The sequence below is a fragment of the Bacillus sp. FSL W7-1354 genome, assembly GCF_038002405.1.
GTDB lineage: Bacteria > Bacillota > Bacilli > Bacillales > Bacillaceae > Bacillus > Bacillus paralicheniformis.
This window is the reverse complement of the sequence record NZ_JBBOCL010000001.1, coordinates 357,601-371,081: the sequence shown is the minus strand read 5'-3', so window position 1 is coordinate 371,081 and position 13,481 is coordinate 357,601. Positions and strand designations below refer to the sequence as shown.

General features: G+C 47.1%; 21 protein-coding genes. 15 read left to right on the top strand and 6 right to left on the bottom strand.

Annotation, left to right across the window (positions count from 1 at the left end):
* The first annotated feature begins 73 nt into the window (after positions 1-73).
* From MKZ04_RS01950 to MKZ04_RS01905, 10 genes are all read left to right on the top strand, one after another.
* A complete protein-coding gene (locus tag MKZ04_RS01950) occupies positions 74-1,021 on the top strand; it encodes a helix-turn-helix transcriptional regulator (RefSeq protein ID WP_328066510.1) in 948 nt (315 codons plus the stop codon).
* Between the two features lie 79 nt (positions 1,022-1,100).
* Complete coding sequence (locus tag MKZ04_RS01945) at positions 1,101-1,589, top strand: DinB family protein (RefSeq protein WP_341045171.1); 489 nt, start codon at positions 1,101-1,103, stop codon at positions 1,587-1,589.
* Positions 1,590-1,600: 11 nt separating this feature from the next.
* Positions 1,601-2,056 (top strand): helix-hairpin-helix domain-containing protein, encoded by a 456-nt coding sequence (locus tag MKZ04_RS01940; RefSeq protein WP_003180732.1) that lies wholly within the window; start codon positions 1,601-1,603, stop codon positions 2,054-2,056.
* Between the two features lie 111 nt (positions 2,057-2,167).
* Positions 2,168-2,890 (top strand): esterase family protein, encoded by a 723-nt coding sequence (locus tag MKZ04_RS01935; protein ID WP_128822764.1) that lies wholly within the window; start codon positions 2,168-2,170, stop codon positions 2,888-2,890.
* Between the two features lie 64 nt (positions 2,891-2,954).
* Positions 2,955-3,464, top strand: coding sequence for a YjcG family protein (locus tag MKZ04_RS01930; RefSeq protein WP_003180728.1), 510 nt, complete (start codon positions 2,955-2,957; stop codon positions 3,462-3,464).
* 9 nt (positions 3,465-3,473) lie between these two features.
* Positions 3,474-3,893, top strand: a complete 420-nt coding sequence (locus MKZ04_RS01925; RefSeq protein WP_003180726.1) for a GNAT family N-acetyltransferase — start codon at positions 3,474-3,476, stop codon at positions 3,891-3,893.
* 176 nt (positions 3,894-4,069) lie between these two features.
* Entirely contained in the window at positions 4,070-4,465 is a 396-nt protein-coding gene (locus MKZ04_RS01920; RefSeq protein WP_023856679.1) for a GtrA family protein, read from the top strand.
* A 16-nt stretch (positions 4,466-4,481) separates the two neighbouring features.
* Complete coding sequence (gene galU, locus MKZ04_RS01915; protein ID WP_161517303.1) at positions 4,482-5,378, top strand: UTP--glucose-1-phosphate uridylyltransferase GalU; 897 nt, start codon at positions 4,482-4,484, stop codon at positions 5,376-5,378.
* Positions 5,375-6,361 carry a UDP-glucose 4-epimerase GalE gene (gene galE / locus MKZ04_RS01910; protein WP_023856677.1) on the top strand — a complete coding sequence of 329 codons (987 nt, stop codon included), beginning with the start codon at positions 5,375-5,377 and terminating at the stop codon, positions 6,359-6,361. Before galU ends, galE begins: the two co-directional genes overlap by 4 nt.
* A gap of 95 nt (positions 6,362-6,456) precedes the next feature.
* Positions 6,457-7,044, top strand: a complete 588-nt coding sequence (locus MKZ04_RS01905; protein ID WP_020450968.1) for a DedA family protein — start codon at positions 6,457-6,459, stop codon at positions 7,042-7,044.
* Between the two features lie 39 nt (positions 7,045-7,083).
* On the opposite strand, the gene MKZ04_RS01900 is transcribed toward MKZ04_RS01905, so the two are convergent.
* Entirely contained in the window at positions 7,084-7,341 is a 258-nt protein-coding gene (locus MKZ04_RS01900; RefSeq protein WP_003180714.1) for a hypothetical protein, read from the bottom strand.
* Positions 7,342-7,462: 121 nt separating this feature from the next.
* Between MKZ04_RS01900 and MKZ04_RS01895 the strand changes: the two genes are divergently transcribed.
* Positions 7,463-9,742 (top strand): ATP-dependent helicase, encoded by a 2,280-nt coding sequence (locus MKZ04_RS01895; RefSeq protein WP_341045165.1) that lies wholly within the window; start codon positions 7,463-7,465, stop codon positions 9,740-9,742.
* 38 nt (positions 9,743-9,780) lie between these two features.
* Here the strand turns inward: MKZ04_RS01895 and MKZ04_RS01890 are convergent, their stop codons facing one another.
* The 5 genes from MKZ04_RS01890 to MKZ04_RS01870 all read right to left on the bottom strand — a co-directional run bounded on the left by MKZ04_RS01890 (position 9,781) and on the right by MKZ04_RS01870 (position 11,216).
* Complete coding sequence (locus MKZ04_RS01890; protein WP_003180710.1) at positions 9,781-10,038, bottom strand: stage VI sporulation protein F; 258 nt, start codon at positions 10,036-10,038, stop codon at positions 9,781-9,783.
* A gap of 126 nt (positions 10,039-10,164) precedes the next feature.
* Positions 10,165-10,284, bottom strand: a complete 120-nt coding sequence (locus tag MKZ04_RS01885; protein WP_341045163.1) for a YjcZ family sporulation protein — start codon at positions 10,282-10,284, stop codon at positions 10,165-10,167.
* Positions 10,285-10,363: 79 nt separating this feature from the next.
* The gene (locus tag MKZ04_RS01880; RefSeq protein ID WP_341045161.1) at positions 10,364-10,573 is read right to left on the bottom strand and encodes a hypothetical protein; all 210 of its coding nucleotides are present in this window, start codon (positions 10,571-10,573) and stop codon (positions 10,364-10,366) included.
* Between the two features lie 83 nt (positions 10,574-10,656).
* Positions 10,657-10,782 carry a hypothetical protein gene (locus MKZ04_RS01875; protein WP_254926386.1) on the bottom strand — a complete coding sequence of 42 codons (126 nt, stop codon included), beginning with the start codon at positions 10,780-10,782 and terminating at the stop codon, positions 10,657-10,659.
* 77 nt (positions 10,783-10,859) lie between these two features.
* Positions 10,860-11,216, bottom strand: a complete 357-nt coding sequence (locus MKZ04_RS01870; RefSeq protein WP_341045159.1) for a DUF1360 domain-containing protein — start codon at positions 11,214-11,216, stop codon at positions 10,860-10,862.
* A 147-nt stretch (positions 11,217-11,363) separates the two neighbouring features.
* Between MKZ04_RS01870 and MKZ04_RS01865 the strand changes: the two genes are divergently transcribed.
* The 4 genes from MKZ04_RS01865 (at position 11,364) to MKZ04_RS01850 (ending at position 13,400) form a co-directional block, all read left to right on the top strand.
* Positions 11,364-11,750 carry a spore coat protein gene (locus MKZ04_RS01865; protein WP_328056130.1) on the top strand — a complete coding sequence of 129 codons (387 nt, stop codon included), beginning with the start codon at positions 11,364-11,366 and terminating at the stop codon, positions 11,748-11,750.
* A gap of 48 nt (positions 11,751-11,798) precedes the next feature.
* On the top strand, positions 11,799-12,203 hold the full coding sequence (locus MKZ04_RS01860) for a spore coat protein (protein ID WP_149169386.1): 405 nt from the start codon (positions 11,799-11,801) through the stop codon (positions 12,201-12,203).
* 70 nt (positions 12,204-12,273) lie between these two features.
* The gene (locus MKZ04_RS01855) at positions 12,274-12,786 is read left to right on the top strand and encodes a spore coat protein (RefSeq protein ID WP_026579895.1); all 513 of its coding nucleotides are present in this window, start codon (positions 12,274-12,276) and stop codon (positions 12,784-12,786) included.
* 131 nt (positions 12,787-12,917) lie between these two features.
* Positions 12,918-13,400, top strand: coding sequence for a CotY/CotZ family spore coat protein (locus MKZ04_RS01850; protein ID WP_026579896.1), 483 nt, complete (start codon positions 12,918-12,920; stop codon positions 13,398-13,400).
* The last annotated feature ends 81 nt before the right edge of the window (positions 13,401-13,481 follow it).

The window sequence follows — 13,481 nt, the reverse complement described above, 5'->3', positions numbered from 1 at the left end:
AGGGTCATTTTTAAATCTTTCCTCATATTGAACATGGTATGATGAAACCAAACGACGGAACCGGAGGAATCAGATGCCAAAAACAGAGCGATTAATCGAATTGATGATGACCGTTCATACAAAACGAAAATTTACGGCCGGGGAGCTCGCAGCAGAATTCGGGGTTTCCTACCGCACGATTCTCCGCGATCTGGACGAGCTGAGCGCGCTCGGCGTCCCGATCTATTCTGAAACAGGCGCGAACGGAGGCTATTATTTGCTGAATGAACCTGTGCTTCCGCCGCTCTTTTTTACACAATCAGAGGCGGCGGCTATGTTTTTCGCGTATCAATCTCTGCAGTTTTTCGGATCGCTTCCCTTTGATGCGGAAACGCGGATGGTTTTAAAAAAGTTCTACCGCCACCTTCCCGTGGAAACACAGGAGCGGATTGATGCGATGAAAGACAGAATCGTGTTCTGGAATCCGCATCGTCCAAAAGCCGCCGAACATTTAGAAACGCTTCTTGATGCAGCCATCAATCAATCCGTTTTGACGGTCGTTTATGACGGAACTGACGATTGCGCGGAGAGATCCATCCAGCCCATCGGCTTGTTCAGCTGGAACGGCTTCTGGTACTGTCCGGCCTATTGCTTTAAAAGGCAGGCGTTCAGACTGTTCCGCGCCGACCGCATCCTTCGGGCGGAAAAAGCGGCCAGCCCGCTGGCCCGCCAGCTTCCCTATCCATCGGTTCTCAGCTGGATCAAACATTCGGAGAGCGAGTGCTCTGAACCGGTGCGGCTGCAAGCGGAACTGACACGCAGAGGAGCCAGGCGGGCTGCGGCTGATGTGGACTTATTCAAGATCCTCACCATGCGGGATGACGGGACGGGGGCGATCGATGCAAACCTCCCCAGACCAGAACTTGAGTATTTCGGGGAACTTTTGTGGAACCTCGGCACTGAGGCAACTGTCAAAGAACCCGCAGAAATCAAGCTTCAGCTGAAACGGAAGGCTGCTGACATTTTAGCAAGGTACGACTGATTTTTTTTAGAATCGTGACAAAGCCTGTCAGGATTAGGTGATACTTTTAGAATAAAGCAAAATGGAAAGGATGAAGCAAATGAAGCAAGTTCAAGCCCTGCGGAGCGATTTGTTCCACGAGATGGAGACGGGCATCCGCTCCACGTGTCATCTTCTGAAAAAAGTGAAGGAATCTGACTGGTCTTACCGGCCCGCCGACCGCATGCGAAGCCTGAAAGAACTGGCAAGCCATCTGACGGCCATCCCAGAAGCCGACATGGCTATCATGCAGGAAAAGGAAGAGGCCGCCATCTCCCGAATTGAAAAGAAGTATAGTGCATTGCAGTCGGCTGACCAAATGGCTGAAGCTATGCAGAAAGGATTCGCTGCTTTTCAAACGTATATGACTTCCCTCTCCGACGAGGAATTTTTGACGAAAAAAACAAAGCCGTTTTACCTTGATGAAGGGATGACCCAAAGCCGCTGGCTGACGGAAACGCTCACCCACGTCTTCCATCACAGGGCCCAGCTGTTTAATTATTTAAAACAGTTCGGCTATGACGTCAACATGTTCGATCTGTATCTTTAAAAGGTGTTCATATGAAGCTGCCTCTGACAAAAAAAGAACGGTCAAACTTAAGGACAGCCAAGGTAAAAATAAAAAACACGGCATATATGGATCTGTCCGTCCTTGCACATACGCTCGGTTCGTCTTTGGAGCGCGCCGCATACATCAAGGCGCTCGCCCAGTTTCAAACCGCTCCTTCCATCGGGCCGAAAATGGCGCAGTGCGCCGTTGACCTGGGCTACTATTCCCTTGGCGACATCAAGCATGAATCAGGTGCGGATTTGATCATCCGCCTCGAAAAACTGAAAGGCTACTGGGAAGATCCTTGTGCAGAAGATGCGCTGCGATGCATCGTCCATTATGCCAACGATCCCGAAAGCGCTAAAAGCTGGTGGGATTTCACAGAGGAAAGAAAAATGTACCGCGAACGCTGCGGATACCCTCCGGATAGACCGTCAACGCCCTGGTACGAAAAAAAACGGACATAAAAAATCACGGCTGCCGAACAGTTTGGCAGCCCTTTTCGCTTCTTTCACAAGAGAATTTCGTGTTAAAATGAATGGAAACGTTCACAAACATTATTTCTGGAGGAATTCATCTTGGCTATGAAAACAGGAGTCATTCAGGAGAAGAAGCTTTTTTCGGAAGAGCTCGGCGAGGAAATGGAGCTTCTCGTCTATTTGCCGTCATCCTTCTCGCCGCTTTACAAATATCATGTGATCATCGCACAGGATGGACATGACTATTTCCGCCTCGGGCGCATCAGCAGACAGGTGGAAGAACTGCTGGCAAACGGCGAAATCGAAAGAAGCATCATCATCGGCATTCCGTACAAAAACGTACAGGAAAGAAGGCTTACATACCATCCGGAAGGGTCAAAATTCGAAGCGTATAAACGTTTTTTGGCAAATGAACTCGTCCCTTTCGCCGACAGTGAGTACCCGACATACCAAGTCGGATCAGGCAGGACGCTGATCGGGGATTCGCTCGGAGGAACGGTTTCCCTCATGACGGCGCTTGACTATCCGAATATGTTCGGAAACGTCATTATGCAGTCACCTTATGTCGACCGCCATGTTCTCGATAAAGTGAAACAGTCCAATTCCCTGCAGCTTATTTCAATTTGCCACCAAATCGGAGAGAAAGAAACCGCCGTCAAAACGACTGATGATCAAATTTTGGATTTCACCGGTCCAAATGAGCAATTAAAAGAATTGCTTGAAGAAAAGCAGACAAACTACGATTTCAAAGCTTTCGACGGGGATCACAAGTGGACATACTGGCAGCCGCTCATCACCCCCGCTTTAAAAAAAATGCTGTAGCTCTCTGTATATCGGCCCATCTTTGATATACTAAACCATATCAATTGTTTAAGGAGGGAACAAAATGAAATACGGTATTGTGCTATTTCCATCAAAAAAACTTCAGGACATTGCAAATTCCTACCGAAAACGCTATGACCCGAATTACGCTTTAATTCCGCCCCACCTTACATTAAGAACACCTTTTGAAGTGTCCGAAGACGAGATCGCGAGCGTCGTAGGACACCTGAGGGAACTTTCAAAAGAGCTGAAACCGGTCACGCTGAAGATTACAAAATTCAGTTCCTTTGCCCCTGTCAATAATGTCATCTATATGAAAGCCGAACCGACAGAAGAATTGACGCAGCTTCATGAAAAAATGTACAGCGGCGTTTTGGAAGACAAACCCGAATATGCGTTTGTTCCCCATGTCACAGTCGCACAAAAGCTGTCAGATGATGAGCATTCCGACGTCCTTGGCACGCTGAAAATGAGAGACGCGTCGCACGAAGAAGTCATCGACCGCTTTCACCTGCTTTATCAATTGGACAACGGATCTTGGACCGTCTATGAAACTTTTATTTTAGGAGCGTGAAGAAAGCCAGTGGAAGCCGTCATTGTGAAGAATCAACAACAGCTTGAAGACGCCTTCTTTGTTAGAAAGGAAGTCTTTATCAAGGAGCAGCACGTATCACCGGAAGAAGAAATGGATCATCTCGATCAGGAATCTTCACATCTCGTCATCTATGACGGAAAAGAGCCGATCGGCGCTGGCCGGCTACGGCTTGTCGACGGCTATGGCAAACTTGAACGAATCTGTGTACTGAAAAGCCACCGCTCCCTCGGCATCGGCAACCTGATCATTCAGGCGCTTGAAGAGGAAGCCGCCAAGCAAGGCGCGGTTCAATTCATGCTGAACGCGCAGACACAGGCTGTTCCCTTTTACGAAAAACACGGCTATAAAGTCGTGTCTGAAGAATTTTTAGATGCGAATATCCCCCATGTCAAAATGGTCAAAAAGTAACCGTTCCGCTTTTTAAGCGGAACGGTTTTTCTTTTCCTCAGAAAACATTTCATAGTTTGTTCATCTTTTGTTCATCTTTTGTTTATCGTTTATTCAACATTGTCTATTAAAGTTGTTTCTAAGCTTTTACGAAGCCCTACACAAAATAGACGGGAGGTAAACAGCCGAATGCCGTTATGAACAAAAAAAACATCACCACACTCGCCCGTTTCGGGATAGTCGGAGCCGGAAACACACTCGTTGATTTCGCCGTGTTTTTCATCCTTACGTCCCTCCGCGTACCCTATCTGGCCGCACAGCTGTTTTCCTATTCGGCAGGCGTAGCAAACAGCTATATCTGGAATCGGACATGGACGTTTCAAGTAAAGGAAAAAGCACATGGCGCGGAAATCGTCCGGTTTATCATAATCAATCTTGCAGCAGCGGGCGCTACATTTGTCCTTCTGTATATTTTTCAAAAAGCCGGCCTTTCCCTTTTTGTCAGCAAAATGTCCGCAACAGTCGCAGGAATGGCGATCAACTTTATCGGAAACAGGCTTTGGGTGTTTCAAGAACCCGGAACAGATTCATAAAAAAGACCAGGAGTGAATAACCATGAAAGTAAAAAAAGCAGTCATCCCAGCAGCCGGTTTGGGTACAAGGTTTTTGCCGGCAACAAAAGCGCAGCCGAAAGAAATGCTGCCGATTGTCGATAAACCGGCTATACAATATATCGTGGAAGAAGCTGTTCAATCAGGAATAGAAGACATCCTTATCATTACAGGAAGAAATAAGCGTTCGATTGAAGACCATTTTGACCGCTCTGTTGAACTGGAGCAAAACCTGTTCGCCAAAGGAAAAAATGATGTGTTAAAAGAGATACGCGACATCGCCGATATGGCGAATATTCATTATATCCGGCAAAAGGAGCCCCTCGGTCTCGGACATGCGGTGTTATCGGCCAAGCATTTCATCGGTGATGAGCCGTTTGCCGTCCTTCTCGGCGACGACATCATGGTGTCAGAAACGCCGGCGCTTCGGCAGCTGCTCGAAGTATTTGAAGAATATCAGACAGAAGTAATCGGCGTTCAGCCAGTCGATCCGGCGGACGTGAGCAAATACGGCATTATTCAGACGTCCGCGCAAAAGAACAAAGTATATCAAATTGACGATCTAGTGGAAAAGCCGTCTGTCAAAGAAGCCCCTTCAAATATCGCGGTTATGGGCCGCTATGTGCTGAGGCCTTCGATTTTCCCTGTGCTCGAACAAACGAAGCGCGGTGCGGGAAATGAAATTCAGCTGACTGACGCACTAAGGGAAATCTGCCGGGAACAAAGCATGTATGCGCGCAAATTGGAAGGAAGCCGCTTTGATATCGGCGACAAGCTGGGCAGTTTAAAAGCGAGTACGGAAATCGCTCTTATGCGGGACGAGATGCGGCCAAAACTGCTCGCCTACCTGGAAAGCGTCCTAAAAAAAGAGGCGCAGAAAGGAGCATGGCAATGACATCCGTACTCGTTACAGGAGGAGCCGGATACATCGGCAGCCACACCGTACTCGAATTAACAAAGCAAAACCGCTCCGTCGTCGTGCTTGACAATTTATCTACCGGACACAGGGAAGCCGTCAGCGGGATCAGCTTTTACGAAGGCGACATCGGTGATGCGGCACTTGTCAAAGCCATCATCAAACATCATGATGTCGATGCTGTCATCCATTTCGCCGCCAAAAGCCTTGTGTCCGAATCGATCGAAAAGCCTGAGCTCTACTTTAGGGAAAACACGCTCAAGTCTTGTGCATTCTTCGAAACGGTCATCAAGGAAGGCGTCAAAAACATCGTCTTTTCGTCGACCGCCGCCGTATATGGCATCCCGGAGAACGTCCCGATCAAAGAGACAGCCCCCCTCTCCCCTGTCAATCCTTACGGGGAATCGAAGCTGATGATCGAAAAATACTTGCACTGGGTCGGGAAAACGCACGGTGTCAAATGGGCAGCCCTCCGCTACTTCAACGCGGCCGGCGCCGCTTTAAACGGAGCGATCGGCGAGGATCACGATCCTGAAAGCCATCTCATTCCCCTCGTCCTGCAGACGGCTTTGGGACAGCGAAAGCAGCTGTCCATTTTCGGAGATGATTACCCGACACCGGACGGAACATGCATCAGGGATTATATTCACGTCCTCGATCTGGCTTCCGCCCACCTGGCGGCTCTTGACAGGTTATATGAAGACAGACTGAAGCAAAATGTTTATAATGTAGGGACAGGAGCCGGACATTCCGTAAAAGAAATCATTGAAACCGCGGAAAACATGACAGAGCGAAGCATTGCAGCAAAAACGGACGAGCGCAGAGCGGGGGATCCGCCAGTGCTTGTGGCGGACAGCCGGACACTGATGGAAGATACCGGATGGAAGCCGCAATACAGCGATTTACAAACCATCATTCAAAGCGCGTGGCAATGGCACAGGGCGCATCCGGACGGTTTTTGAGATTCGCTTGTTTCCCGCGCGGACGGCAGGGAAACATCCCGGCGGCTGCTCCAACGTTCGGCTGATGAAATCAAAAGCAGGGAGAAAAAACGAAAATGGGAAGCATAGTGAATGATATTTTAATGTGGCTGACCGATCTTGGCTATTTCGGCATTGCAATCGGTTTAATGATCGAAATCATCCCGAGTGAAATCGTACTGGCCTACGGCGGATACTTGGTGTCAAGCGGCTCCATTACGATGACAGGGGCCGTGATCGCCGGCGTCATCGGGGGAACGATTGCTCAATTGTTTTTATACTGGATCGGCTATTACGGCGGAAGGCCGTTTTTATACAAATACGGAAAGTACTTATTGATCCAAAAGCATCACATTCAAACGGCCGAAAAATGGTTTGAGAAATACGGCGGAGGCGTTGTCTTTTCCGCCCGCTTCATTCCCGTGGTCAGGCACGCCATCTCCATTCCGGCAGGAATTGCGAAAATGCCGATTTTAAAATTCACGGGTCTGACCGTGCTGGCCATCATACCGTGGTCGATATTATTCGTCTACCTCGGCATACAGCTCGGCAGCCGGTGGGACCATGTTGAAAATGTGGCGAGAACGTACACGACTCCGATTATGATCGGAGCGGCCGCTATGATTATTCTGTATTTCGGACTCAAAAAACTGCGCAAAAAATAACGAAAACCCCGGTATAAAAGCCGGGGTTTGTTTCATCTTTCAAACGGACTCGTTAACGTAGCGTCCGCTTTCCGCCTTTTCCGCAACACGGCGGTTCAGCGTTTTTTTTCGCTTCTTTTCCAAGACCCGCCTAAAAGCCGCAGTCTGGTTTTCCTCTCTTTTTTCGACTTCGCGGTAGGCGCGCTCGCTTGGGATATTGGCGGTTTTTTGTATATGCGCATAGTTCGATTTTTGGCTGATGCTACGATTGGCGTACTGTGTATATTGATCATGATGGACAGGCGGCAAATATCCCATTCGATCTCCTCCTCATCAGCTTTAATTCCCAAAAATCTACTGTTTTAAACGGTTTTCATTTGATATGATAGACGTTGTCTCATAACACTAGACGATTACCCATTAATTGGAGGACCTCTTTTTGAAATGCGCCCGATTCAATAACCGAGACATTCATATACATACATATTCGAGAGAACACCTGCAATTCCTCTTTGATGAAGCAAGAAAAGACAGAATCACGTGTAAACATTGCGGCTTGCCGCTCAGACTGAAATTGTCGATTCATGAAGAACCACATTTTTTCCACCGGGAAAACGGGGATTTTTCTCAATGTGAAGCAGCTTGCTTAAACGAGAAGACAGAGCAAACCAGACAGAACGACTATACAGAAAGCGGCGTGTTCCGTCTCCCGAAAGGCAAAGCGATCGGAGAGGAAAAGAAGACGGATGCGGACTTCTGGACGCCGCCTCGCGAAGCTTCCATCCATTTTCCTTTCTCCCCAGCGGAAGAAACGGCCCCGGAACCGGTCTTTCCGAATGTGCCGCTGAATGAGAAACAGCTTGCCGCCGTGACGGCCCCCGAAGAACCCCTTCTCGTTCTGGCCGGCGCGGGAAGCGGAAAAACACGGGTATTAACCGCGCGAGCGGCTTATATGATATCCCGGCTCGATATCCCGCCTTCCGCCATTTTGCTCGTCACATTCACGACAAAAGCCGTGAAAGAAATGAAAGAGCGGATGGCCTCGCAATACGGATTGCCGATGCAGACTGTGAACCGCCTCGTGACAGGCACCTTCCACAGCTTTTTCTACAAAATTCTTTATCACCATGATCCGGCAAGATGGAATGGCGAGCACCTGCTGAAATGGGAATGGCAAAAAGAACAATACATCAAAATGGCCCTTGCCGAAGAAGGGCTTGATGAAAAAGATTTTCCGGTTGATCAGGCGATCCAGCAGATCGGCTACTGGAAGAACGCTTATCTTCCGGGCGAACAGATTCCGCTGGAAGACGAATGGGAAAAGCGGGTTCACCGGCTGTACCGTCAATATGAAGAACAAAAAGCTGCGCGGCGCCAATTCGATTTCGACGATATGGCATCTGCATGCTGGCAGCTGTTTCAAGAACAGCCAGACATTTTAAAACGATATCAGACGCGCTTTCACGCGATTTTGATCGACGAATTTCAGGACATTAACCCTGTTCAGTATGCCATCATCAAGCTGTTGGCGAGCCCGGAAAACAACCTGACCTGTGTCGGGGATGATGACCAGTCAATCTACGCGTTCAGAGGCAGCAGCCCTTCTTTTATACTCGATTTTGAAAAAGATTATCCGAAGGCGAAAACGGTCCGCCTCACGACGAATTACAGATCGAGCCATCCGATTGTGGCAAGCGCCGATATGGTCGTGAGGAAAAATAAAAAGCGTTTTCCGAAAACATTAAGTGCCGCGAGAGATGACCGCCAAAAACCGCTTATATTTTATCCTTATGATGAAGAGGAAGAAGCGATTATGATCGTCTCTGATATCCAAGAAAAAATTGAAATGGGCGCTAAGCCTGATGACTTCGCCATCCTATACCGGACAAACAGCAGCGGGCGCGCAATCTTTGAACGTCTGCACCAGTCAGCTATTCCGTACACGGCTGAACAAGGCGTCCGGTCGTTTTACAGCAGGAGAATCGTCCGGCAGATGCTGGCTTATCTCTACTTAAGCCAAAATCAGGATGACGCGGAAGCCGTCAAACAGATTTTACCCGCCCTCTTTCTCAAGCAGTCCGCATTAAATACGCTTAAAGCGCTCTCGATTACCGAAGATTGCACGATGGTTCACGCGCTTGAAAAACTAACCGACATCAAACCGTTTCAGCTTGATAAAATAAAGAAAATCGTTCCTTTTTTCACAGGCTTAAAAACGATGAAACCAGTTGAAGCGATCTCTTTCGCAGAGGAAAAAATGGGATTTTCCGATTACTTGAAAAAGCGCGGTAACGAAGGAAACAAGCTCGAAAAAGGGTCTGACGATCTGCGGGATCTCAAAACAGCGGCAAAAAAATTCAAAACGATCCCCGAATTTCTTGAGCATGTCGATCATATGAGAGCAGCGGAAAAGCAAAAAGCTGACGGATACGGTGTTCAGCTTTTAACAATCCACCGTGCGAAAGGGCTTGAATTCAAAACGGTCTATATCCTGGGGGTGCAGGACGGCTCGATTCCGCATGACTTTGCCCTTGAGACAGCGAGAAAAGGCGACGAAACCGCTCTTGAAGAAGAGCGGAGGCTGCTGTATGTCGCCATGACCCGGGCCGAGGATCGTCTGTATATCAGCGTCCCTTCCGTCAGAAGGGGCAGAACGGCATACCGCTCAAGGTTTTTGCAGCCTGTTTTACGCCCGAATCCCCAGCTCCAGCTGCAATAAAAGACACCGTGCCCTCCTTTTATCGGAAGGCGCGGTGTTTATTTTTTGCTGTTCATCATTTTCGCGATCGTGTTGAAATCCATTTTTTCCTTGCCGCTTACAATGGATTCAACAATCTTATCTTCCATTTCCTGCGGAACCCGTTTGTTCGCCAATTTAGCGACGCGCTTAATCACGCTGCGGACCGTTTTTTCATCCTTGAAGTTGGCATTTTGCAGCGAATTTGCGAGCTGCATGACGTCATTCATGCTGACGCCCGTTTTCTTTTCGATGTTTTTGAAAAATTGATTGTCCATACCTATGCCTCCTTTTTGGGAGTGATACGCTATCTTATGCATCTTTGAAAAGCCTTGTGCTTTTCCCGTTCAAAAAGAAGAGGACCCGGCACACATGCCGCCGCCCTCTTCGCTTCAACTCAAAAACTAATATTTAAAAGAAGCGCCGACAATAATGAGAAGAATAAACAAGACAACGATCAATACAAACGTTGAACCATAGCCGCCGCCATAGCCGCCGCCGTAGCCTCCGCCACAAAAGCCCATCTAAAGCACCTCCTTTTCTCTCTACACGATATGACAGTTGATAGGATTCGCTTGGATTGATGCATAGGGCTTCCGTGGATTATTTATAGATGCCCGGCAGACTCACGTCCTCTCCCAGCCATTTTTCGGCATTCTCTGCAAACGCTTCGACTTGCCTGCCGAACTGTTCGGCAGAACGTTCAAATGTCTCCAGTTCCTTCTGCTGCTCAAAGATCACCCGGTCATGGCCGGCTTGCGTTTGATCGTGCTTACGGCATATTGATTCAACCAGCTGTTCAAATACATTCATCGCTTTTCCCCCTTATGATGGTGTATGCATCAGAAGAAAAATTGGCAACATAAAAACCGGACTGTATCCGGCTTTTTTTGATATTAATAGGTTCTCTTCTTTTTGCCGCATCCGCAGCCTTTTTTCTTCACTTTTTTTGAGAAAGTGGACTGATGATTGCTGGAAGCGTTCGTTAATCGGCCTTGCTGCCTTCTTTTCACTTGTCTCATTGCATTCCTTCCTTTCTCATGCTTATACGCCATTATATGAGTCTTCTTTTCATAAGTTGCCAATGATAAATCCCCATTCAATCGAGCCATTTGGACACGATCGTTTCCAGTACCCCAGCAAGACCCGCGATGGCAAGCAGAAGAATTAGCCATTCGGCAATGGTCGGAACAAATGCGTAAAGAACAAGCAAAAACGCGGTACACCACACACCCGTACACCAATAACAGCTCAACAGCTCGCCGATCCAAGCTCTCACGCCTTTTCCTTTCATGATAAGATACGTCTCGGTCTCTCCCGTTTTTTCGTTTTTTTCTTCAACCTCTTCGTGAAACAGGCTTCTAAACGGCGCCATAATCGTGTCAAACACGACCAGCCGCGTCAGCCGAAATACCGCGATAGAAAATAGAATATATAAAAGCCAGCTTTGTATCACAGGGCACCCCCTTTCCTGCTTCCAAATATATGCCGGAACCGCCTTCCCTAAAACAGCAAATTTGGGTGCTGAAATGTATGTTTTCCTCATTCCGCTAAGTTACCGATCTGCATTTAATAAAGTGTGGATAAGAAAGGAGTGAAAGTTATGTCGTTTCATGAAAAAGCCGAAGCGCTGTACGCAGAAACATTTGACGAATTATACCGGGAATATGACCAGCTCATTGAAGTGATTGATTCCGAAGATGTCACTGTAAACACGGCAAACATAACAGCAGCTCTCTCTTTACAAGCCACTGTGATCTCTTTGACGATTTTATCGGCTCAGCTTGCGATCGAAGACGAGGATACAGCAGACATCGTCTCAGAACATGTTTTAGCCGTACACAGGCTGCAAAGCAGGAGAAGAGTCATCATCAAAGTCATCGGCAGCCGCAATGTCACGATTACGCTTTCCTCGCTGGAGATCCTGCTTTCCGTCCAAGTTTTAACCGAAGTGCTGATCGCGCTTATCACAGAGCTTGACATACTTTAAGCCTTCCTTTCTTTCTAATATTTTTTGAGAAATTGAGGTGAGAAACAATTGGCAGATTTTGAAAAACTCCAAGAGAACGTAGATCCGATAATGAAATCAGTTGTTAAAAATATCTTGAAAAATCGGGGAGTAACCAGCGATAAAGTTCGGAAGCTTTCAGAAGAAGAAAAAGAAAATATTTTCAATATGCTGGAAGATCTAAAAAAACAATCCGATGCTTTAGTTCAAAGACAGAAAGAAATAGCCGCAGCGAAGGAAAAAGGGACAAAGAGAGAAAAGAACGCTGATGCGTCTTCAGAAAATGGTGAGAGAACAAGAAGAAGAAGAAACAGAACAAATAGATTGAGAGATAAACTTAGACAACGGAGGGAACAAGAAAACACAGCAACAGCGGAAAATTCAACCGAGTCGGATACTTCAGCAGCAAACGAAGAAAAAAATGGGGATTTGTAGCAGGGTATCTGTCTTATACAAGTTAAGGAGTTACAACATTTAATAATAGTAAATGGAAGGAGGAAATGAAATGGAAACAAGACCATATTCATGGGTTGCGCTTGACCCGGAATGCGAACATCCAGGTAACGATTATCACCCTAGTTATCCTAAGAAAAAATTATGTGACGACTATACTTGCAACTGTGGTAGGAAAGGGCAAAATGGCTTTATCGATTCTGACCTAGATCAACTTCATCTTAACAAACAGCTCTCAGATGAAACGATCATCATTAAAGACTCTTGTGATGTTCAAGTCTCAACTGAAGACACACAAACGTTGGTATCAGTCATGACAGCTGTGCAAACACTAGCTGTAACGATTGTTCTCGCCATTATCGATGATCCTGATCTAGCCGAACTTGTAACATCTGATTTGCTGCAAGTAACTGCCAATAAACAAACGAACAGACAAAAATTGGTGATTGATAATTCCCGAAATGTACATGTCACAACCGAAGATACAGACACAGCCGTCATCGTAAGCACATTTGTTCAAACTGTTACAATCACCATCGTCGCCCTTATCGTCGGCCTTCTATAATTCAAAAAGCAGAGCCATCAAGCTCTGCTTTTCTTCATTTTTATAGACGATTACCCACACCAACAAGGGCACGGGTACATATGTTGTTAAAGACTAAAGTCAAATATCCCTATAAAAAGGAGCTGAAATCCATGAGCTGCGGAAAACATCATGGCCGGCATGAAAATTGTGTATGCGATGCAGTAGAACAAATTATAAAAGAACAGGATGCAGTTGAAGAAACATGTCCGACGAGCTGCTTCGGCAATCTGCTGAGTCCGACGGTTTCCGGTAAAGACACCATTCCGTTCCTTATATACGACAAAAAAGGCGGTTTGTTTTCAACATTTGGAAATGTCGGCGGATTTTCAGATGATATGCAGTGCTTCGAATCGATTTTCTTCCGGGCAGAAAATCTAAAAGATTGCTGTGCAACGCTTTCAATCCTGAGGCCTGTGGACATAAACGGCGACACATTAAGCGTCTGCCATCCTTGTGACCCTGACTTTTTCGGGCTTGAAAAAACGGACTTTTGCATCGAGGTTGACTTAACTTGTTTCTGCGCAATTCAATGTCTGTCACCTGAACTAGTTGATCGCGCAACAGACAAAAAACACAATCAGCACCACGGTTAAAAGGTGTCGGACTGCATCAAGCCGGCCGTTATGATCGGCTTGATGCCAGTCTTTTCACGAAAGCTGCCGGCTTTCGGCAGC

Coding starts and splice junctions, on each gene's coding strand:
- MKZ04_RS01855 (WP_026579895.1), top strand. CDS start 12,274: ATGGAAACAAGACCATATTCATGGGTTGCGCTTGACCCGGAATGCGAA.
- MKZ04_RS01905 (WP_020450968.1), top strand. CDS start 6,457: ATGGGAAGCATAGTGAATGATATTTTAATGTGGCTGACCGATCTTGGC.
- MKZ04_RS01940 (WP_003180732.1), top strand. CDS start 1,601: ATGAAGCTGCCTCTGACAAAAAAAGAACGGTCAAACTTAAGGACAGCC.
- MKZ04_RS01880 (WP_341045161.1), bottom strand. CDS start 10,573: ATGAATGTATTTGAACAGCTGGTTGAATCAATATGCCGTAAGCACGAT.
- MKZ04_RS01885 (WP_341045163.1), bottom strand. CDS start 10,284: ATGGGCTTTTGTGGCGGAGGCTACGGCGGCGGCTATGGCGGCGGCTAT.
- MKZ04_RS01920 (WP_023856679.1), top strand. CDS start 4,070: ATGAACAAAAAAAACATCACCACACTCGCCCGTTTCGGGATAGTCGGA.
- MKZ04_RS01900 (WP_003180714.1), bottom strand. CDS start 7,341: ATGGGATATTTGCCGCCTGTCCATCATGATCAATATACACAGTACGCC.
- MKZ04_RS01930 (WP_003180728.1), top strand. CDS start 2,955: ATGAAATACGGTATTGTGCTATTTCCATCAAAAAAACTTCAGGACATT.
- galE (WP_023856677.1), top strand. CDS start 5,375: ATGACATCCGTACTCGTTACAGGAGGAGCCGGATACATCGGCAGCCAC.
- MKZ04_RS01890 (WP_003180710.1), bottom strand. CDS start 10,038: ATGGACAATCAATTTTTCAAAAACATCGAAAAGAAAACGGGCGTCAGC.
- MKZ04_RS01945 (WP_341045171.1), top strand. CDS start 1,101: ATGAAGCAAGTTCAAGCCCTGCGGAGCGATTTGTTCCACGAGATGGAG.
- MKZ04_RS01875 (WP_254926386.1), bottom strand. CDS start 10,782: ATGAGACAAGTGAAAAGAAGGCAGCAAGGCCGATTAACGAACGCTTCC.
- MKZ04_RS01850 (WP_026579896.1), top strand. CDS start 12,918: ATGAGCTGCGGAAAACATCATGGCCGGCATGAAAATTGTGTATGCGAT.
- MKZ04_RS01865 (WP_328056130.1), top strand. CDS start 11,364: ATGTCGTTTCATGAAAAAGCCGAAGCGCTGTACGCAGAAACATTTGAC.
- MKZ04_RS01950 (WP_328066510.1), top strand. CDS start 74: ATGCCAAAAACAGAGCGATTAATCGAATTGATGATGACCGTTCATACA.